The sequence below is a fragment of the Pseudomonas sp. UBA6562 genome (assembly GCF_002434265.1).
Classification (GTDB): Bacteria; Pseudomonadota; Gammaproteobacteria; order Pseudomonadales; family Pseudomonadaceae; genus Aquipseudomonas.
Window position 1 is genome coordinate 773,940 of sequence record NZ_DJJS01000006.1, and the last position, 17,728, is coordinate 791,667.

Annotated in this window: 17 protein-coding genes and 1 pseudogene; 15 read left to right on the forward strand and 3 right to left on the reverse strand. The window is 65.8% G+C overall.

Annotated elements, in window-relative coordinates:
* Positions 1-238 precede the first annotated feature (238 nt).
* The 5 genes from B4M43_RS10975 (at position 239) to B4M43_RS10995 (ending at position 4,860) form a co-directional block, all read left to right on the forward strand.
* Positions 239-1,114, forward strand: coding sequence for a LysR family transcriptional regulator (locus B4M43_RS10975; RefSeq protein ID WP_296266911.1), 876 nt, complete (start codon positions 239-241; stop codon positions 1,112-1,114).
* Between the two features lie 141 nt (positions 1,115-1,255).
* The gene (gene rpoZ / locus B4M43_RS10980) at positions 1,256-1,519 is read left to right on the forward strand and encodes a DNA-directed RNA polymerase subunit omega (protein WP_101322874.1); all 264 of its coding nucleotides are present in this window, start codon (positions 1,256-1,258) and stop codon (positions 1,517-1,519) included.
* Between the two features lie 43 nt (positions 1,520-1,562).
* On the forward strand, positions 1,563-3,671 hold the full coding sequence (gene spoT, locus B4M43_RS10985) for a bifunctional GTP diphosphokinase/guanosine-3',5'-bis pyrophosphate 3'-pyrophosphohydrolase (RefSeq protein ID WP_296266916.1): 2,109 nt from the start codon (positions 1,563-1,565) through the stop codon (positions 3,669-3,671).
* A 23-nt stretch (positions 3,672-3,694) separates the two neighbouring features.
* Complete coding sequence (locus tag B4M43_RS10990; RefSeq protein ID WP_296266918.1) at positions 3,695-4,075, forward strand: RidA family protein; 381 nt, start codon at positions 3,695-3,697, stop codon at positions 4,073-4,075.
* A 56-nt stretch (positions 4,076-4,131) separates the two neighbouring features.
* Positions 4,132-4,860: a hypothetical protein gene (locus tag B4M43_RS10995; RefSeq protein WP_296266920.1), complete on the forward strand. Its 729-nt coding sequence runs from the start codon at positions 4,132-4,134 to the stop codon at positions 4,858-4,860.
* A gap of 65 nt (positions 4,861-4,925) precedes the next feature.
* On the opposite strand, the gene B4M43_RS11000 is transcribed toward B4M43_RS10995, so the two are convergent.
* Positions 4,926-5,786 (reverse strand): SDR family oxidoreductase, encoded by an 861-nt coding sequence (locus B4M43_RS11000; protein ID WP_296266922.1) that lies wholly within the window; start codon positions 5,784-5,786, stop codon positions 4,926-4,928.
* Between the two features lie 186 nt (positions 5,787-5,972).
* On the opposite strand from B4M43_RS11000, the gene exbB reads away from it, so the two are divergent.
* The 6 genes from exbB to B4M43_RS11030 all read left to right on the forward strand — a co-directional run bounded on the left by exbB (position 5,973) and on the right by B4M43_RS11030 (position 12,682).
* Positions 5,973-6,935, forward strand: a complete 963-nt coding sequence (gene exbB, locus B4M43_RS11005) for a tonB-system energizer ExbB (protein WP_296266924.1) — start codon at positions 5,973-5,975, stop codon at positions 6,933-6,935.
* Positions 6,936-6,938: 3 nt separating this feature from the next.
* Entirely contained in the window at positions 6,939-7,367 is a 429-nt protein-coding gene (gene exbD, locus B4M43_RS11010) for a TonB system transport protein ExbD (protein WP_296266927.1), read from the forward strand.
* Entirely contained in the window at positions 7,364-8,101 is a 738-nt protein-coding gene (locus B4M43_RS11015; protein WP_296266929.1) for an energy transducer TonB, read from the forward strand. The genes exbD and B4M43_RS11015 overlap by 4 nt, the downstream gene beginning before the upstream one ends.
* A 93-nt stretch (positions 8,102-8,194) precedes the next feature.
* Positions 8,195-9,118 (forward strand): hydrogen peroxide-inducible genes activator, encoded by a 924-nt coding sequence (locus tag B4M43_RS11020; RefSeq protein WP_296266931.1) that lies wholly within the window; start codon positions 8,195-8,197, stop codon positions 9,116-9,118.
* A 2-nt stretch (positions 9,119-9,120) separates the two neighbouring features.
* Entirely contained in the window at positions 9,121-11,199 is a 2,079-nt protein-coding gene (gene recG / locus B4M43_RS11025) for an ATP-dependent DNA helicase RecG (protein ID WP_296266932.1), read from the forward strand.
* Positions 11,200-11,278: 79 nt separating this feature from the next.
* Entirely contained in the window at positions 11,279-12,682 is a 1,404-nt protein-coding gene (locus B4M43_RS11030) for an aminoacyl-tRNA deacylase and HDOD domain-containing protein (RefSeq protein ID WP_296266933.1), read from the forward strand.
* Between the two features lie 17 nt (positions 12,683-12,699).
* Here B4M43_RS11030 and B4M43_RS11035 read toward each other — a convergent pair whose 3' ends face one another.
* On the reverse strand, positions 12,700-13,074 hold the full coding sequence (locus B4M43_RS11035; RefSeq protein ID WP_296266934.1) for a helicase: 375 nt from the start codon (positions 13,072-13,074) through the stop codon (positions 12,700-12,702).
* Between the two features lie 274 nt (positions 13,075-13,348).
* Positions 13,349-13,615: pseudogene (locus tag B4M43_RS11040) on the reverse strand (HU family DNA-binding protein); the annotation flags it as partial.
* Between the two features lie 321 nt (positions 13,616-13,936).
* Between B4M43_RS11040 and B4M43_RS11045 the strand changes: the two are divergent.
* The 4 genes from B4M43_RS11045 to phoR all read left to right on the forward strand — a co-directional run bounded on the left by B4M43_RS11045 (position 13,937) and on the right by phoR (position 17,511).
* The gene (locus B4M43_RS11045; RefSeq protein ID WP_296266936.1) at positions 13,937-14,488 is read left to right on the forward strand and encodes a chorismate--pyruvate lyase family protein; all 552 of its coding nucleotides are present in this window, start codon (positions 13,937-13,939) and stop codon (positions 14,486-14,488) included.
* Positions 14,488-15,378 (forward strand): 4-hydroxybenzoate octaprenyltransferase, encoded by an 891-nt coding sequence (gene ubiA / locus B4M43_RS11050; protein ID WP_296266938.1) that lies wholly within the window; start codon positions 14,488-14,490, stop codon positions 15,376-15,378. Before B4M43_RS11045 ends, ubiA begins: the two co-directional genes overlap by 1 nt.
* Positions 15,379-15,477: 99 nt before the next feature.
* Entirely contained in the window at positions 15,478-16,167 is a 690-nt protein-coding gene (phoB, locus tag B4M43_RS11055; RefSeq protein WP_296266940.1) for a phosphate regulon transcriptional regulator PhoB, read from the forward strand.
* Between the two features lie 42 nt (positions 16,168-16,209).
* A complete protein-coding gene (gene phoR / locus B4M43_RS11060) occupies positions 16,210-17,511 on the forward strand; it encodes a phosphate regulon sensor histidine kinase PhoR (protein WP_296266941.1) in 1,302 nt (433 codons plus the stop codon).
* The last annotated feature ends 217 nt before the right edge of the window (positions 17,512-17,728 follow it).

A 17,728-nucleotide genomic window follows, 5' to 3' on the forward strand; every position in this document is an offset into this window, starting at 1 on the left:
AGGGTCGTAGACAAGGGATACCACCGTCATGGCCGTACGGCCTCCGATTCGCAGCCGTGTCGCGGAATACGCCGAGCGGCACATGCGACAAGGGGGAGGACGCGGGGTGTTGTTATTGTTCAGTGCCCGTCGAGGGGCGTGGGCCTGTGGCCCGCCGATTGATTCCCGGATGCAGATTCACTATAAAATGGCCTCCGCGCAACAGACACTGGCATTTAGGCAAGCAGAGCGTGCATCCATGCAATATCAGATTACCCATGCCGACCTCTCCCTGGTCCTGGCCCTGGAGCGCGGACGCTCGCTGGCCAAGGCGGCGGAACTGCTCAAGGTCGACGTCTCGACGGTGTTCCGCTCCATAAGGCGGCTGGAGTCGTCGCTGGGCACCGCGCTGTTCGTCAAGAGCCGCAAGGGCTATCTGCCCACCGACACGGCGCAGGCCTTGGCCGAGCAGGCCGAACGCGCGGAGGTGGCGTTGCAGGCGGCGCGCATCGCCATGACCAGTGGCGAACAGGTGGTCAGCGGTACGGTACGCCTGACCTGCACCGAAGCGGTGCTGCACGGTTTGCTGCTGCCGGCACTGGCCAGTTTCATGCCCAACTATCCGGCGCTGTCGCTGGAACTGGGCACCTCCAACACCTTCGCCAACCTCAGCCGGCGCGATGCCGACATCGCCCTGCGCCTGACCAACGCGCCGCCGGAGCATCTGGTCGGGCGCTGCCTGGGCTCGACCTCGTATGTGCTGTGCGGTCGCCCGGAGCTGCGCGAACCCTTGGCGCAAGGCATGCATCAGGTGCCGTGGATCACACCGGACGACTCGATGCCCGACCACCCCACGGTGGCCTGGCGCAACCAGCACCACCCCAGCCTGATCCCGCGCTACCAGTGCAGCGGCATGTCCACCGTGGCGCAACTGGTCAGCAGCGGCATGGGCGTCGCGGCGCTGGCCGACTTCACCGTGCCGACCCTGCCGGGCATCGAAGCCCTGAGCGGGCCGTTGCCAGGTTGCGACACCCAGCTGTGGCTATTGACCCGCCCCGATTGCCGGGCCTTGCGCTCGGTGCAGACGCTGTTCGAAGAGCTGACCCCACGGCTGCGCGAGGCCTTGCAACGCTAGACGTATGCCCCGACGTTCATCGCACGCCAGCGGGAGCCGCCCTGCAAAACAGCGCTTCCCTATTGGCTGGTGATTTTTTAAACTACCCAGTCCGCCCGCCCAACCTGGGCACGCCCACCGTATTTGCTACCGAGGAACACCATGGCCCGCGTAACCGTAGAAGATTGTCTTGAACACGTGGATAACCGCTTTGAGCTGGTCATGCTGTCGACCAAGCGCGCTCGCCAGCTGGCCACCGGTGGCAAAGAGCCTCGCGTGGCGTGGGAAAACGACAAGCCTACCGTCGTCGCCCTGCGCGAAATCGCCGAAGGCATCATCACCAACGAATTCCTGGCCGCTGAAGAAATCGTCACCGAAGACCCGGTATTCGCCGCCTTCGAAGACGAGTCCAACGAGGCTGTCTGATTGAAGCCAGGTCGACGCCGAATGCTGTGCCAGAGGTGAACCCATGCCGAGCATAGACGCCCTCGCCGATCGGCTGTCGAACTACCTTGGGCCCGAACAGGTCAATCTGGTCCGGCGCGCCTATTTCTACGCCGAACAGGCCCACGACGGCCAACGCCGTCGCAGCGGCGAGCCCTATGTGACCCACCCTCTCGCGGTGGCGAACATCCTCGCCGAAATGCACATGGACCATCAGAGCCTGATGGCCGCCATGCTGCACGATGTCATCGAAGACACCGGTATCGCCAAGGAAGCCCTCAGCCAGCAGTTCGGCGAAACCGTCGCCGAGCTGGTCGATGGGGTCAGCAAGCTGACCCAGATGAACTTCGAGACCAAGGCCGAGGCCCAGGCCGAGAACTTCCAGAAGATGGCCATGGCCATGGCGCGCGACATCCGCGTGATCCTGGTCAAGCTGGCCGACCGCCTGCACAACATGCGCACGCTGGAAGTGCTGTCGGGCGAGAAACGTCGGCGCATCGCCAAGGAAACCCTGGAAATCTACGCGCCCATCGCCAACCGGCTGGGCATGCACACCGTGCGCGTGGAATTCGAAGACCTCGGCTTCAAGGCCATGCACCCGATGCGCTCCTCGCTGATCAACCGCGCGGTCAAGAGCGCGCGGGGCAATCGCAAGGAAATCGTCGCCAAGATCGAGCACTCCTTGGCCAACTGCCTGGCCGAAGACGGCATCGAAGGCGAGGTCAGCGGCCGGCAGAAGCACCTCTACGGCATCTACAAGAAGATGCGCGGCAAGCGCCGCGCCTTCACCGAGATCATGGACGTCTATGCCTTCCGCATCGTCGTCGACAAGGTGGACACCTGCTACCGCGTGCTGGGCGCCGTGCACAACCTGTACAAACCGTTGCCGGGGCGCTTCAAGGACTACATCGCGATCCCCAAGGCCAACGGCTACCAGTCGCTGCACACCACGCTGTTCGGCATGCACGGCGTGCCCATCGAAATCCAGATCCGCACCCGCGAGATGGAAGAGATGGCCAACAACGGCATCGCCGCCCATTGGCTGTACAAGTCCAACGGCGACGAGCCGGCCAAGGGCAACCACGCTCGTGCCCGCCAGTGGGTCAAGGGCATCCTCGAGCTGCAGCAACGCGCCGGCAACTCCCTGGAGTTCATCGAGAGCGTCAAGATCGACCTGTTCCCGGACGAGGTCTATGTCTTCACGCCCAAAGGCCGGATCATGGAGCTGCCCAAAGGCTCCACGGCGGTGGACTTCGCCTATGCGGTGCACACCGACGTGGGCAACAGCTGCATCGCCTGCCGCATCAACCGCCGTCTGGCGCCCTTGTCCGAACCGCTGCAAAGCGGTTCCACGGTCGAGATCGTCAGCGCGCCCGGCGCACGGCCCAACCCGGCCTGGCTCAACTTCGTGGTCACCGGCAAGGCGCGCACGCACATCCGCCACGCCCTCAAGCAGCAGCGCCGTTCCGAGTCGATCAACCTCGGCGAGCGCTTGCTGAACAAGGTCCTGACCGGCTTCGACAGCAGCCTCGACCAGATCGCCCCCGAGCGCGTGCAGCCGATTCTCGACGAATACCGTCTGGAACTGCTCGAAGACCTGCTCGAAGACATCGGCCTGGGCAACCGCATGGCCTACGTGGTCGCGCGCCGCCTGGTCTCCAGCGAAGGCGAGCCGCTGCCGGCGACCGAAGGGCCGCTGGCGATCCGCGGCACCGAAGGCCTGGTGCTCAGCTACGCCAGGTGCTGCACGCCTATTCCGGGCGATCCGATCGTCGGCCACCTGTCGGCGGGTAAGGGCATGGTCGTGCACCTGGAAGACTGCGGCAACATCAGCGAAATCCGCCACAACCCGGAGAAATGCCTGCAGCTTTCCTGGGCCAAGGACGTCACCGGCGAATTCAACGTCGAGCTGCGCGTGGAACTCGAACACCAGCGCGGCCTGATCGCCCTGCTGGCCAGCAGCGTCAACGCCGCCGACGGCAACATCGAGAAAATCAGCATGGACGAGCGCGACGGTCGCATCAGCGTGGTCCAACTGGTGGTCAGCGTGCACGACCGCGTGCACCTGGCCCGCGTGATCAAGAAGCTGCGTACGCTGACCGGCGTGGTGCGTATCACCCGCATGCGTGCGTAGTCCGTCAACCGCAAGGAGTCATCATGACCAAGACTGTCATCACCAGCGACAAGGCCCCGGCCGCCATCGGCACCTACTCCCAGGCGATCAAGGCCGGCAACACCGTCTACATGTCAGGCCAGATTCCGCTCGACCCCAAGACCATGGAGCTGGTCGAGGGCTTCGAAGCCCAGACCGTGCAAGTGTTCGAGAACCTCAAGTCGGTTGCGGAAGCGGCCGGCGGCTCGTTCAAGGACATCGTCAAGCTGAACATCTTCCTCACCGACCTCAGCCACTTCGCCACTGTCAACGAAGTGATGGGCCGCTACTTCCAGCAGCCCTACCCTGCCCGCGCCGCGATCGGCGTGGCCGCCTTGCCCAAAGGCGCGCAGGTCGAGATGGACGCCATCCTCGTCATCGAGTGATGCCCCCGCTGACGGGCCGCAGCGTCCGTCACACCCTCTGCAATAAGGTCCCTACCATGAAACATGCCCTGTCCCTCGCACTGACAGCCCTGGTTCTGAGCGGCTGCGCCAGCCACAAGCCCGAAGACTTCAAGGGCACCTGGATCAACCAGCACGCTATCGACGTCGCCAGCAAAGGCACCAGCCTGCGCAAGGCCCTGTCCGAAAACGGCCCGGTGCTGGAATGGCGAATCGATGTCGACCAACAGAAGGCGTCGCTGAGCAACGGTTTCGAAGCCGCCGACGGCCACTTGGTGGCAGACAAGAACGATTGGCAGGTCACCTTCGACGCCGGCCAGCGCGAATCGCTGAGCATGGACGGCCAGGAGCTGGTCCAGGCGCCCGGCAAACTGGGTGGCAAGCAGGTGTTCGAACGTAGCAGCGCACCGTCCAACACGCCGCTGGGTGGCGCGTTCGAGAAAGCCCTGTACCAGGGCTACCTGGGCGGCAACTGGAAAATCGTCGAGGGCCCTGGGCAAGGCAACTACGCCCAGTTCCGCGACGACGGCATGGTCACCGGCCTGCCGGGCCCGGACCGCTACGCGCTGTGCCTGGCCGGCGACTGCGCGACCATGAGCGGCGAAAACGACAGCCTGTGGCTGGAGCGCGAACAGCGCGGCTCGCCGTGGATCTTCAAACGCGACGGCAAGACCCTGGAAATCTTCCAGGCCGTGAACCGCGCGCAGCCCAACGAAATGCCGCAATTGGCGGCAGGCGAGCGTCGCTGGGTGCTGGAAAAGCAATAACGCCAAAACGCGCGCCGAGCTCGATCGGGTGAAAACCTGACCAAGCTCGGCGCCGTCAGCCAGACCTACCCTTCATTGTCCTGCAGAATCGCCGCATAGCCTTCCTTGTAGCTGGGGTACTGCGGTACCCAGCCCAAGGCACGGGCCCGGGCATTGCTGCAGCGCTTACTGCCCGAACGCCTGACCCTTTGTTCGTCGGACCAATGCGTCACCCCCATGTATTCGCGCAACCAGGCGACCACCTCGGCCAGCGGCGCCGGCGCGTCGTCGACGCCCAGGTAATGCGCCTCCAGCGCCACGCCTTGGGCGTCCCGCTCCAGCAAAAAGGCCAGCAGGCCTGCGGCATCGTCGGCATGGATGCGGTTGCCGTACAGCGGCGGCTCCTGCGCCACCCGGTAGCCCTGGCGCACCTGGTTGAGCAGCCATTGCCGGCCGGGGCCGTAGATACCGGTCAGGCGCACCACGCTGGCCGGGATGCCGCTGTCCAGCGCCAGCCGCTCGGCTTCGAGCATCAGGCGCCCTGAATAGCCGTCGGGTTCGGTGGCAGACGCCTCGTCGACCCATTCGCCTTGCTGCTGGGCATATACGCTGCTGCTGGAGACGAACAGCAGGCGACGCGGGCGCTGGCCCTGATCGGCCAACCAGCCCAACACGCGGCGCATACCTTCGACGTAGGCCGCTTGGTAACCGGCTTCGTCATGCTGGTTGGCCGAAACGCAGTAGATCAGGTAGTCGGGGCAGCGCGCCGGCCAAGCCGCCGGCAGTTCGGACTGTTCGAGGTCGGCGCGAATCGGCATGACGCCCTCGGGAAGCTGCTCGACGGAGCGCCGCAACCCGCTCACTGCCCAGCCCTTGGCCAGCAGGCGACGCGCCAGGCGCCCACCTACATCGCCGCATCCTACAAGCATCGCGTACAGCTCTGACATGGTGCCGCTCCAAAATCCAAAGGTTGAGCCTAGCCACACCTGAGGTTCCAGGTCCAACGATCCGACAAAAAAGAAACCTTATTACTTTTGTTAACAAGAATTAATTGCAATAATGGCGCCCTCTTTGTTCTCGGCCTTCCGCGAGGCCGTGGTGACGTCAATTCTTCTTCATCAGGTCCGGCCAGCATGAAACCTATCTCCCCTTCCGCTTCGCCAACCCCGTCGCGTGCCTGGCGCGCCATCGCCGCGCTGATGTTCAGCCTGGTCCTGGCACCCGCGGCACTGGCCGATGAACCTGCCGCGAACACCGCTCCCGCCGCTGCCAGCGCCCCGGCCGCCGCCGCGCAAACGCCCGCCGCCGAGGCGCCGGTCGCTCCGCCAGCAGGCGACAGCGCCGCCCCGGCCAGCAATGCCGACACTCAGGCCCTGGTCGAAGACACCAGCCTGGGCATGGCCCACGACCTGTCCCCCTGGGGCATGTACAAGAACGCCGACATCGTGGTGAAGATCGTGATGATCGGCCTGGCCATCGCCTCGCTGATCACCTGGACCATCTGGATCGCCAAAGGCTTCGAGCTGATGGGCGCCAAGCGCCGCCTGCGCCATGAAATCGCCGCGCTGAAGAAATCCGCCACCCTCAAGGAAGCCAGCGACGTCTCCAGCAAGGAAGGCACCCTGGCCCACACCTTGGTGCACGACGCCCTGGAAGAAATGCGCCTGTCGGCCAACGCCCGCGAGAAGGAAGGCATCAAGGAGCGCGTAAGCTTCCGCCTCGAGCGTCTGGTCGCCGCCAGCGGCCGCAGCATGAGCAGCGGCACCGGCGTACTGGCCACCATCGGCTCCACCGCGCCGTTCGTGGGCCTGTTCGGCACCGTATGGGGCATCATGAACAGCTTCATCGGCATCGCCAAAACCCAGACCACCAACCTCGCCGTGGTCGCGCCGGGCATCGCCGAAGCGTTGCTGGCCACCGCCCTGGGCCTGGTCGCCGCGATTCCGGCCGTGGTCATCTACAACGTCTTCGCTCGCTCCATCGCCGGCTACAAGGCGCAGGTGTCCGACGCTTCCGCGCAGGTGCTGCTGCTGGTCAGCCGCGACCTCGACCACCAGGGCGAGCGTACCGTCCCCCACATGGTGAAAATGGGGTAAGCCATGGGCCTGCATCTTAACGAGGGCGGGGACGACCTCGCCGAAAACCACGAGATCAACGTCACGCCGTTCATCGACGTCATGTTGGTGCTGCTGATCATCTTCATGGTCGCCGCCCCCCTGGCCACGGTCGACATCAAGGTCGACCTGCCGGCCTCGACCGCCAAGCCTGCGCCGCGACCGGAGAAACCGGTGTTCGTCAGCGTCAAGGCCGACCAGAAGCTGTACGTCGGCGACGACCCGGTGCCGACCAACGCCCAGCTCGGCCCGATGCTCGACGCCAGGACCAAGGGCGACAAGGAAACCACCCTCTTCTTCCAGGCCGACAAGGGCGTGGACTACGGTGACCTGATGGAAGTCATGAACACCCTGCGTGCGGCCGGCTACCTGAAGGTCGGTCTGGTCGGTCTAGAGACGGCAGCGAAGAAATGACGAAGACGCGGCGAACACTGGCGCGTTATGGCGGCAGCCTGGCCCTCGTGCTCGGCCTGCATGCCGCTGCCGTACTGCTCCTGCTCGACTGGTCGGTGCCCCAGCCCATCGAATTGCCACCGGCAGCGATGATGGTCGAGCTGGCGCCGTTGCCCGAACCTGCGCCACCGCCCCCTCCCAAGGTAGTGCCACCGCCACCGACACCGGTCGAGGAACCGCCGCTGCCGAAGGTCGCCGAGGCGCCCAAGCCCAAGATCGCGATTCCCAAGCCGCCCAAGCCACAGGTCAAGCCCAAGCCACAGCCGCCCAAGCCTGTGAAAAAGCCTGAGCCGCCCAAGGAAGAGCCGCCGAGCGAACAAGTGGCCGAGACGCCGCCCAGCACCGAGCCGCCGAAGAAGTCGGCCGCCCCGGCGCCGAGCATCGCCTCCAACAGCAAGGCGCTGCCGACCTGGCAGAGCGACCTGCTGCGCCACCTGGCCCGCTACAAGCGCTACCCCGAAGATGCGCGCCGCCGCGGCTTGCAGGGCATCAACCGCCTGCGCTTCGTGGTCGATGCCGAGGGCAAGGTGTTGTCCTTCTCGCTGGCCGGGGGTTCGGGTAGCGCAGCGCTGGACCGTGCCACGTTGGAGATGATCCGCCGGGCGCAACCGTTGCCCAAACCGCCCGCCGAGTTGCTGAACAACGGCAGCATCGAGGTGGTGGCGCCGTTCGTCTACTCCCTGGACCGGCGCTGAAACACAGGTTCTGCCATGACTTGGCAGGTCTGATAACGTGCGTCTATCGATTGCAGCCGCTATGCTGGGCTCGCAACTTCATGGACGCACGTTATGACCCTCACTGAACTCCGCTACATCGTCACCCTCGCCCAGGAACAGCACTTCGGCCACGCCGCCGAGCGCTGCCACGTCAGCCAGCCGACCCTGTCGGTGGGCGTGAAGAAACTCGAGGACGAACTCGGCGTACTGATCTTCGAGCGCAGCAAGAGCGCCGTACGCCTGACCCCGGTCGGTGAGGGCATTGTCGCCCAGGCGCAGAAGGTGCTCGAGCAGGCCCAGGGCATCCGCGAGCTGGCCCAGGCCGGCAAGAACCAGCTCACCGCCCCGCTCAAGGTCGGCGCCATCTACACCGTCGGCCCGTACCTGTTCCCGCACCTGATTCCGCAGCTGCACCGCGTCGCGCCGCAGATGCCGCTGTACATCGAGGAAAACTTCACCCACGTGCTGCGCGACAAGCTGCGCAACGGCGAACTGGACGCGGTGATCATCGCCCTGCCGTTCAACGAAGCCGACGTGCTGACCCTGCCGCTGTACGACGAGCCCTTCTACGCCCTGATGCCCAGCGACCACCCCTGGACCGCGCGCAAGACCATCGACGCCGCGGAGCTCAACGACAAGAGCCTGCTGCTGCTCGGCGAAGGCCATTGCTTCCGCGACCAGGTGCTGGAGGCCTGCCCCACCTTGAGCAAGGGCGGCGACTCGCGCCACACCACCGTGGAGTCCAGTTCGCTGGAGACCATCCGCCATATGGTGGCCTCGGGCCTGGGCGTGTCGATCCTGCCGCTGTCGGCGGTCAACAGCCATCATTACGCACCCGGCGTCATCGAGGTGCGGCCCCTGACCGCGCCGGCACCGACGCGCACCGTGGCCATCGCCTGGCGCGCCAGCTTCCCGCGGCCCAAGGCGATCGAGATCCTCGCCGACTCCATCCGTCTGTGTTCGGTGGTCAAGCCGTCGGCAGAGCAGTCGGCCTGAGCATGAGCGAGCTGTCGAACGTATCGGTCACCGCGCTCAAGGGCGTCGGCGAGGCCATGGCCGAAAAGTTGGCCAAGGTCGGCCTGGAAAACCTGCAGGACGTGCTGTTCCACCTGCCTGCGCGCTACCAGGACCGCACCCGCGTGGTGCCCATCGGCGAGTTGCGTCCGGGCCAGGACGCGGTGGTCGAAGGCGTGGTCAGCGGCAGCGACGTGACCATGGGCAAGCGCCGCAGCCTCGTGGTGCGCCTGGGCGACGGCAGCGGCACGCTGACCTTGCGTTTCTACCACTTCAGCAATGCGCAGAAGGAAGGCCTCAAGCGCGGCACCCACCTGCGCTGCTACGGCGAAGCGCGGCCCGGTGCCTCGGGCCTGGAAATCTACCACCCCGAATACCGCGCGCTGACCGGCGACGACACCTCGCCCCCGGTGGAGCAGACCCTCACACCGATCTACCCGAGCACCGAGGGCCTGACCCAGCAGCGCCTGCGCGCCCTGTGCCAGCAGAGCCTGTCCATGCTCGGCCCGCGCAGCCTGCCCGACTGGCTGCCCGCCGAACTGATCCGCGACTACCACCTGGCGCCGCTGGACGAAGCCATCCGCTACCTGCACAACCCGCCCGCCGACGCCGACGTCGACGAGCTGGCCGAAGGTCACCACTGGGCCCAGCACCGCCTGGCCTTCGAAGAACTGCTGACCCACCAGTTGTCGCAGCAGCGCCTGCGCGAGAGCCTGCGCAGCCTGCGTGCGCCGGTCCTGCCGAGGGCCACGCGCCTGCCGGCGCAGTACCTGGCCAACCTCGGTTTCACCCCCACCGGCGCGCAGCAGCGGGTCGGCAACGAAATCGCCTATGACCTCAGCCTGCACGAGCCGATGATGCGCCTGGTGCAAGGCGATGTCGGCGCCGGCAAGACCGTGGTGGCGGCGCTCGCCGCGCTGCAAGCGCTGGAAGCCGGTTACCAGGTGGCGCTGATGGCACCTACCGAGATTCTCGCCGAGCAGCACTACATCACCTTCAAGCGCTGGTTCGAGCCGCTGGGCCTGGAAGTCGCCTGGCTGGCCGGCAAGCTCAAGGGCAAGGCCCGCGTCAGCGCCCTGGAGCAGATCGCCGGTGGCGCGCCGATGGTGGTCGGCACCCACGCGCTGTTCCAGGAGGAGGTCAAGTTCAAGCGTCTGGCCCTGGCCATCATCGACGAACAGCACCGTTTCGGCGTGCAGCAGCGCCTGGCCCTGCGCAAGAAAGGCGTGGACGGCGAGCAGTGCCCGCACCAGCTGATCATGACCGCCACGCCTATCCCGCGCACCCTGGCCATGAGCGCCTATGCCGACCTCGACACCTCGGTGCTCGACGAGCTGCCGCCCGGGCGTACGCCGGTCAACACCGTGCTGGTGGTCGACAGCCGGCGTTTCGAAGTGGTCGAGCGGGTACGCGCCGCCTGCGCCGAGGGGCGCCAGGCCTATTGGGTGTGCACGCTGATCGAAGAGTCCGAAGAGCTGACCTGCCAGGCGGCGCAGAGCACCTTCGAAGAGCTGGGCAGCGCCTTGGGCGAACTGAGCGTCGGGTTGATCCACGGCCGCATGAAGCCTGTGGAAAAAGCTGCGGTGATGGCCGAGTTCAAGGCCGGCAACCTGCAGCTGCTGGTGGCGACCACGGTCATCGAAGTCGGCGTGGACGTACCCAATGCCAGCCTGATGATCATCGAGAACCCCGAGCGCCTGGGCCTGGCGCAACTGCACCAGTTGCGCGGCCGTGTGGGCCGGGGCAGCGCCGCGAGCCATTGTGTGCTGCTCTACCATCCGCCGCTGTCGCAGATCGGTCGCGAGCGCCTGGGCATCATGCGCGAAACCAACGACGGTTTCGTCATCGCCGAGAAAGACCTCGAACTGCGCGGCCCCGGCGAGATGCTCGGAACCCGTCAGACCGGCCTGCTACAGTTCAAGGTTGCCGACCTGATGCGCGACGCCGACCTGCTCCCGGCCGTGCGCGACGCGGCGCAGGCGCTGCTCGCACGCTGGCCTGCGCACGTCAGCCCCTTGCTCGACCGCTGGCTGCGCCACGGCCAGCAGTACGGCCAGGTGTGACGGCCACCTCAGACTCGATCCAGCCGCGTGAGCCGGCTGGTCATATTTTCGCGATTGTAGGAACACTCTGGACCCGACCATGACTGAAGCTGCCCTCGACACCGCAACCCCGCGTGCGCCATCCGTGATCCGGCTGTTGCTCGACAAACTCGGCGTGGCCTATCGAGAGGTGCAGGACCACCCTTCGCTGCCGGCCGAGCGCAGGGTGCAGGCGATCCTGCTGGACGACGAAGTCGGCGCATTGATGGTGCTGTTCGCCCATAGCCAACTGCTCGACCTCAAGCGCCTCGAAGAGCTGACCGGGCGCAAGCTGGTGGCGGTGTCGGGTTCGCGGCTCAAGACCATGCTCGACAAGCATAGGCTCAAGGCGCTGCCCGGCATTCCGGCCCTGACCAGTTCGCCTTGCCTGTACGAGCAGAACCTGCTCAAGGGCGAGTCCGTGTTGCTCGAATCGGGGGAAACCGGGCTGCTGCTGGAACTGCCGCGCGAAGCCTTCGAACGCCTGCTGGCCAAGGCCAGCGCCGGCCGCTTCGGCCAGAACGTGCAACGCATCCAACCCAACTTCGATCGCCCCGGCGACGACTCCAGGGAAATCTTCCAGGCCGTGCAGGCCTTCACCGCGCGGCGCATCCAGCAACGGCTGGAACAGACCATCGAGATCCCGCCGCTGGCCGACACCGCGCAGAAGATCATCAAACTGCGCGTGGACCCCAACGCCAGTGTCGACGACATCACCAGCGTGGTGGAAACCGACCCGGCCCTGGCCGCGCAGGTGGTCAGTTGGGCGGCGTCGCCCTATTACGCCTCGCCCGGCAAGATCCGCTCGGTGGAAGACGCCATCGTTCGCGTGCTGGGCTTCGACCTGGTCATCAACCTGGCCCTGGGCCTGGCGCTGGGCAAGACCTTGAGCCTGCCCAAGGACCAGCCGCAGCAGATGACGCCCTACTGGCAGCAGGCGATCTACACCGCCGCCGTCATCGAAGGGTTGAGCCGCGCCATGCCACGCGACGCCCGCCCGGAAGTCGGCCTGACATACCTCGCCGGGCTGTTGCACAATTTCGGCTATCTACTGCTGGCCCACGTCTTCCCGCCGCACTTCTCGCTGATCTGCCGCCATCTGGAAGTGAACCCGCACCTGTCGCACAACTATGTGGAGCAACACCTGCTGGGCATCAGCCGCGAGCAGATAGGCGCCTGGCTGATGAACCTGTGGGACATGCCCGAAGAGCTCACTGCGGCGCTGCGCTTCCAGCACGACGCCAGCTACAGCGGCGAGCACGCCGCCTACCCCAACCTGGTCTGCCTGGCCAATCGCCTGCTGCGCGAGCGCGGCATCGGCGCCGGCCCGCAGATGCCGATTCCGGATGAGTTGCTGGCGCGCCTGGCGCTGAGCCGAGAGAAGGCCAACGAGGTGGTCAACCGGGTGCTCGATGCCGAAGCGCTGCTACGCGAGCTGGTCTCGCAGTTCAACGCGCCGCAGTGAGCCGAAGCGGGCGCGCTTCAGCTTCTTTTCTTGGGTTTGAGGTATTTCATCAGGCCCTGGAACCACATCACCAGGGCCGGGTTGCCCTTGATCTGGATGGCCTTGTCCTGAATGCCCTGCATGAACGCCAGCTGCTTGTTGCCGGCTTGCAGGGTGGCGAAGCCGTAGGCCGCATCCTTGAAGGCGATGGCGAACGCCGGTGCGGTGTGCAGGCCCGCGCGGCTGGTGATGCGCTGGTCGCGAACCTGGAAGTGGCGGGCGATCTTGCCGTCCAGCGTCTGCATCTGGAAGATCAGGTCCTTGCCTTCGAGCTGCTTCTGGAAGGCGGGGTTGTTACGGCTGGCGCGCGCCATGAGCAGCCCCATCGCCCACAACAGAAAACGAAACTTCATTAACGGCTCTCGACTAAAAAGTGACTGAAGTGCGTATTCTATCCACAAGAAAGTAAATGCGCTTCCAGTTTGCTGAGCGGATGCGGGGAAACGAAACGGGCGCTCGTAAGCGCCCGTTCTTTGCCTGTGTGACAGAGACGACTTATTTACTGACCCGGCTGCTGGCCTTGCCGCTTGAAGCGGCTTTGGCCTTGCCGGCAGGCTGGGCGGCGGTCTTGCCGCTGGCCTTGGCGTCTGCCTTGCTGGCGGCCTTGGCAGGCGCATCGCTGGACACATTGATGAGTTCGCGCAGGGTCTTGCCGGGCTTGAAGGCGACGGTGTTGGTGGCCTTGATCTTCACCGGCTCCCCGGTTTGCGGGTTCTTGCCGGTGCGCGCGCCACGGTGGCGCTTCTCGAAGGTGCCGAAACCGACCAGGGTGACGGAATCCTTGTCCAGCGCGCCGGTGATCGACTCGAGAATCACGTTGAGTACCAGATTGGCCTTCTCTTTGGTCAAATCGGTTTTTTCAGCGATCACAGCGGCGAGTTCGGGTTTACGCATAAGTGAAGCCTCATTGACGGGATTTTTCTTGTTATGCCGTGCCGCCCGGTGGGGACGGCGCCAAGGGCACCGTAGGCTCTAACCTGCGGTAGTCGGCAGTGAGAATGGCACGCTCCCCCCACCCACGCCAGTTCCGAAAACGGCATTGTCGCCCGAAGGTAATGCCATAGCTGCCATACCCGACAGCGTTAGCGCCAATGCACTAAGTTGTGGCGCTGCGCAGAGCGTGTCGCAGGCCATGGCGCCTCCCGGCCACTCACTGGAAAACCGCGCAAACATGCTAAGCTCGGCGCCTTTCCGGCCTGCCATCAGCGTACCGACGTGCCTTATCACACCCCGCAAGCAGCCACTGCCGCGTGGCTGACCCAGCTGCCGCCCGATGCGGCGCCGGCACTTCTCGATTGGTTGTTCGACCAAGGGTCGCTGACCCGTCGGCTGACCGCGTTATCAGCGCAGCATTTCTCCGTCACACCGTTGAGCGAGGGCTGGCAGCCATTGCGCGACGACGAATGCCAAGCCCTGGACCTTGCGCCCGGCGCCGAGGGCTGGGTGCGCGAGGTGTACCTGCGCGGCCATGGCCAGCCCTGGGTGTTCGCCCGCAGCGTGGCGGCGCGCACGGCCCTGGAGCGTGGCGGGCTCGACCTGGAAACCCTGGGTTCGCGCTCGCTGGGCGAGTTGCTGTTCAGCGACGACGCCTTCATCCGCCATCCGCTGCAGGTGTGCCGCTACCCCAGCGCCTGGCTGCCCGCCGAGGCCCGCCACGCCGGGCTGTGGGCGCGCCGCTCGCGTTTCGAGCGCGACGGCCTGAGCCTGCTGGTCGCCGAGATCTTCATGCCTGCCCTGTGGCAGGCCGCCGCCAAGGAAGCCCGCTGATGTACCTGCAGTTGCTCAAGTCGCTCAACCGCCTGCACCCCCGCGCGTGGGACTTCGTCCAACTGAGCCGCATGGACCGCCCGATCGGCATCTACCTGCTGCTCTGGCCCACGCTCTCGGCGGTGTGGATCGCCGGCAACGGCGCACCGAGCCTGGCCAACGCGCTGATCTTCGGCCTGGGCGTGGTGCTGATGCGCGCCGCCGGCTGCTGCATCAACGATTTCGCCGACCGCAAGGTCGACGGCCACGTCAAGCGCACCGCCGACCGGCCGCTGGCCGCCGGGCGCATCCGCTCGCGCGAAGCCCTGGCCCTGTTCGCCGCGCTGGTCGGGCTGAGCTTCGCGCTGGTGCTGTGCACCAACGCCACCACGGTGTGGCTGTCGTTCGGCGCCCTGGCCCTAGCGGCCTGCTACCCGTTCATGAAGCGCTATACCTATTACCCGCAGGTGGTGCTGGGCGCGGCCTACTCCTGGGGCATTCCCATGGCCTTCACCGCCGCCAACGGCGAGCTGCCCGCCGCCGCCTGGCTGCTGTACATCGCCAACCTGTTGTGGACGGTCGGCTACGACACCTACTACGCCATGGTCGATCGCGACGACGACCTGAAGATCGGCGTGAAGTCCACGGCGATCCTGTTCGGCGAAGCCGACCGGACGATCATCCTCAGCTTGCAGTTGCTGTCGCTGGGCTGCCTGCTGCTGGCGGGCAACCGCTTCGAGCTCGGCGGCTGGTTCCACCTGGGCCTGCTGGGCGCGGCGGCGTGCTTCGCCTGGGAGTTCTGGTCGACCCGCAGCCTGGAGCGCGACGCCTGCTTCAAGGCCTTCCTGCACAACCACTGGGCCGGGTTGCTGGTGTTCGTCGGTGTGGTGCTGGATTACGCATTGCGCTGATGGCAAAGGGCCGGGGTTCGGGGTGCTTGTCACACAGCTGCAATAATTCCGTTATCTAATGCGCTGCACGACACAGTCACCCCAGGAGAGGTCTCGAGCATGGCAGGCAGAAGCATTCTGATCGTCGACGACGAAGCGCCCATTCGTGAAATGATCGCCGTGGCGTTGGAAATGGCCGGCTACGAATGCCTCGAGGCCGAAAACGCGCAGCAGGCCCATGCCATCATCGTCGACCGCAAGCCCGACCTGATCCTACTCGACTGGATGCTGCCCGGCACCTCCGGCATCGAACTGGCCCGGCGCCTGAAGCGCGACGATCTGACCGGCGCCATTCCGATCATCATGCTCACGGCCAAGGGCGAAGAGGACAACAAGATCCAGGGCCTGGAGGTGGGCGCCGATGACTACATCACCAAGCCCTTCTCGCCCCGCGAGCTGGTCGCCCGGCTCAAGGCCGTGCTGCGCCGCACCGGGCCTGCCGACAGCGAGTCGCCCATCGAGATCGGCGGCCTGCTGCTCGATCCGATCAGCCACCGCGTGACCATCGACGGCAAGCCCGCCGAGATGGGCCCCACCGAATACCGCCTGTTGCAGTTCTTCATGACCCACCAGGAGCGGGCCTACACCCGCGGCCAGTTGCTCGACCAAGTGTGGGGCGGCAACGTGTACGTCGAGGAACGCACCGTCGATGTGCACATCCGCCGGCTGCGCAAGGCCCTCGGCGAGGTCTACGAAAACCTGGTGCAGACCGTTCGCGGTACGGGCTACCGTTTCTCCACCAAGAGCTGACCTGCGGCCCGTGCCGCCCGCCTTCCGCGCAAGGACCGTCCATTGAACCAGAACTGGCACGCGACCCTGATTCGCCATCTGCTCGTGCTAATCAGCCTCTGCCTGCTCGGCGGGCTGGTGAGCGGCGAGTATGGCTGGAGCCTGGCCATCGGGCTGGCGCTGTACCTGGGCTGGACCCTCAAGCAACTGTTGCGCCTGCATGCCTGGCTGCGCAACCACCAGCCCGATGAGGCGCCGCCGGACGGTTACGGCCTGTGGGGCGAGGTGTTCGACAGCATCTACCACTTGCAGCGCCGCGACCAACGCGTGCGCGGCCGCCTGCAAGCGGTGATCGACCGCGTCCAGGAGTCCACCGCCGCCCTGCGCGACGCAGTGATCATGCTCGACAGCGACGGCAACCTGGAATGGTGGAACCGCGCCGCGGAAACCCTGCTCGGCCTCAAGACCCCGCAGGACGGCGGCCAGCCGGTGACCAACCTGGTGCGCCACCCGCGCTTCAAGGAATACTTCGAAGGCGAACACTACGCCGAGCCCCTGGAAATCCCTTCGCCGATCAACGACCGCCTGCGCGTGCAGCTGAACATCACCCGCTACGGCAACAACGAACACCTGATGCTGGTGCGCGATGTGACTCGCATCCACCAGCTCGAGCAGATGCGCAAGGATTTCGTCGCCAACGTGTCCCACGAACTGCGCACCCCGCTGACCGTGATCGCCGGCTACCTGGAGACCCTGCTCGACAACGTCGACGACGTGAACCCGCGCTGGGCCCGCGCGCTACAGCAGATGGGCCAGCAGGGCGCGCGCATGCAGACGCTGCTCAACGACTTGCTGTTGCTGGCCAAGCTCGAAGCCACCGACTACCCCTCCGACAACCAGCCCGTGGCGGTCGAGACGCTGCTCAAGACCGTCCAGGCCGACGCCCAGGCGCTGTCCGGCGCGCGCGGCCAACGGATCAGCCTGGACGTCGAGCCAGGTGTACGCCTCAAGGGCAGCGAGTCCGAGCTGCGCAGCGCCTTCTCCAACCTGGTGTTCAACGCCGTCAAGTACACCCAGGAGGGCGGCAGCATCCGCATCCGCTGGTGGGCCGACGCCCAGGGCGCGCACCTGACGGTGCAGGATTCGGGCCCCGGCATCGAAGCCAAGCACCTGCCGCGCCTGACCGAACGCTTCTATCGCGTGGATTCGAGCCGCGCCTCCAACACCGGCGGCACGGGCCTGGGCCTGGCGATCGTCAAGCACGTGCTGCTGCGCCACCGCGGGCGGCTGGAGATCAGCAGCGTGGTCGGCCATGGCAGCACCTTCACCTGCCACTTCCCTTCCAGCCAGATCGTGACCCTGTAGGAGGGCCCGGCCGGCGCTCCGGTTAAGCCGCGATGGCCGGCAAAGCCGGCCCAAAGGCTTCCACCCGACTTACCTGAAGGAACTCGGTCCGCTGTACGGGAACCGCTGTGCCACCCCTTACGAGTGAACCGGAGCGCCGCCTGCCCGTTCCTGCATACCTGTGTGGGCACCACGCTTTGCTTTTACGGTCCCAACCGCTACATTGGATCTCTTGTGC

Excerpts from the sequence above, each read along its gene's own strand:
- B4M43_RS10975 (WP_296266911.1), top strand. The coding sequence starts at position 239 with ATGCAATATCAGATTACCCATGCCGACCTCTCCCTGGTCCTGGCCCTG.
- exbB (WP_296266924.1), top strand. The coding sequence starts at position 5,973 with ATGAAACCTATCTCCCCTTCCGCTTCGCCAACCCCGTCGCGTGCCTGG.
- B4M43_RS11000 (WP_296266922.1), bottom strand. The coding sequence starts at position 5,786 with ATGTCAGAGCTGTACGCGATGCTTGTAGGATGCGGCGATGTAGGTGGG.
- spoT (WP_296266916.1), top strand. The coding sequence starts at position 1,563 with ATGCCGAGCATAGACGCCCTCGCCGATCGGCTGTCGAACTACCTTGGG.
- recG (WP_296266932.1), top strand. The coding sequence starts at position 9,121 with ATGAGCGAGCTGTCGAACGTATCGGTCACCGCGCTCAAGGGCGTCGGC.
- phoB (WP_296266940.1), top strand. The coding sequence starts at position 15,478 with ATGGCAGGCAGAAGCATTCTGATCGTCGACGACGAAGCGCCCATTCGT.
- ubiA (WP_296266938.1), top strand. The coding sequence starts at position 14,488 with ATGTACCTGCAGTTGCTCAAGTCGCTCAACCGCCTGCACCCCCGCGCG.
- exbD (WP_296266927.1), top strand. The coding sequence starts at position 6,939 with ATGGGCCTGCATCTTAACGAGGGCGGGGACGACCTCGCCGAAAACCAC.
- rpoZ (WP_101322874.1), top strand. The coding sequence starts at position 1,256 with ATGGCCCGCGTAACCGTAGAAGATTGTCTTGAACACGTGGATAACCGC.
- B4M43_RS11015 (WP_296266929.1), top strand. The coding sequence starts at position 7,364 with ATGACGAAGACGCGGCGAACACTGGCGCGTTATGGCGGCAGCCTGGCC.
- B4M43_RS11020 (WP_296266931.1), top strand. The coding sequence starts at position 8,195 with ATGACCCTCACTGAACTCCGCTACATCGTCACCCTCGCCCAGGAACAG.
- B4M43_RS11030 (WP_296266933.1), top strand. The coding sequence starts at position 11,279 with ATGACTGAAGCTGCCCTCGACACCGCAACCCCGCGTGCGCCATCCGTG.
- B4M43_RS11035 (WP_296266934.1), bottom strand. The coding sequence starts at position 13,074 with ATGAAGTTTCGTTTTCTGTTGTGGGCGATGGGGCTGCTCATGGCGCGC.
- B4M43_RS10990 (WP_296266918.1), top strand. The coding sequence starts at position 3,695 with ATGACCAAGACTGTCATCACCAGCGACAAGGCCCCGGCCGCCATCGGC.
- B4M43_RS10995 (WP_296266920.1), top strand. The coding sequence starts at position 4,132 with ATGAAACATGCCCTGTCCCTCGCACTGACAGCCCTGGTTCTGAGCGGC.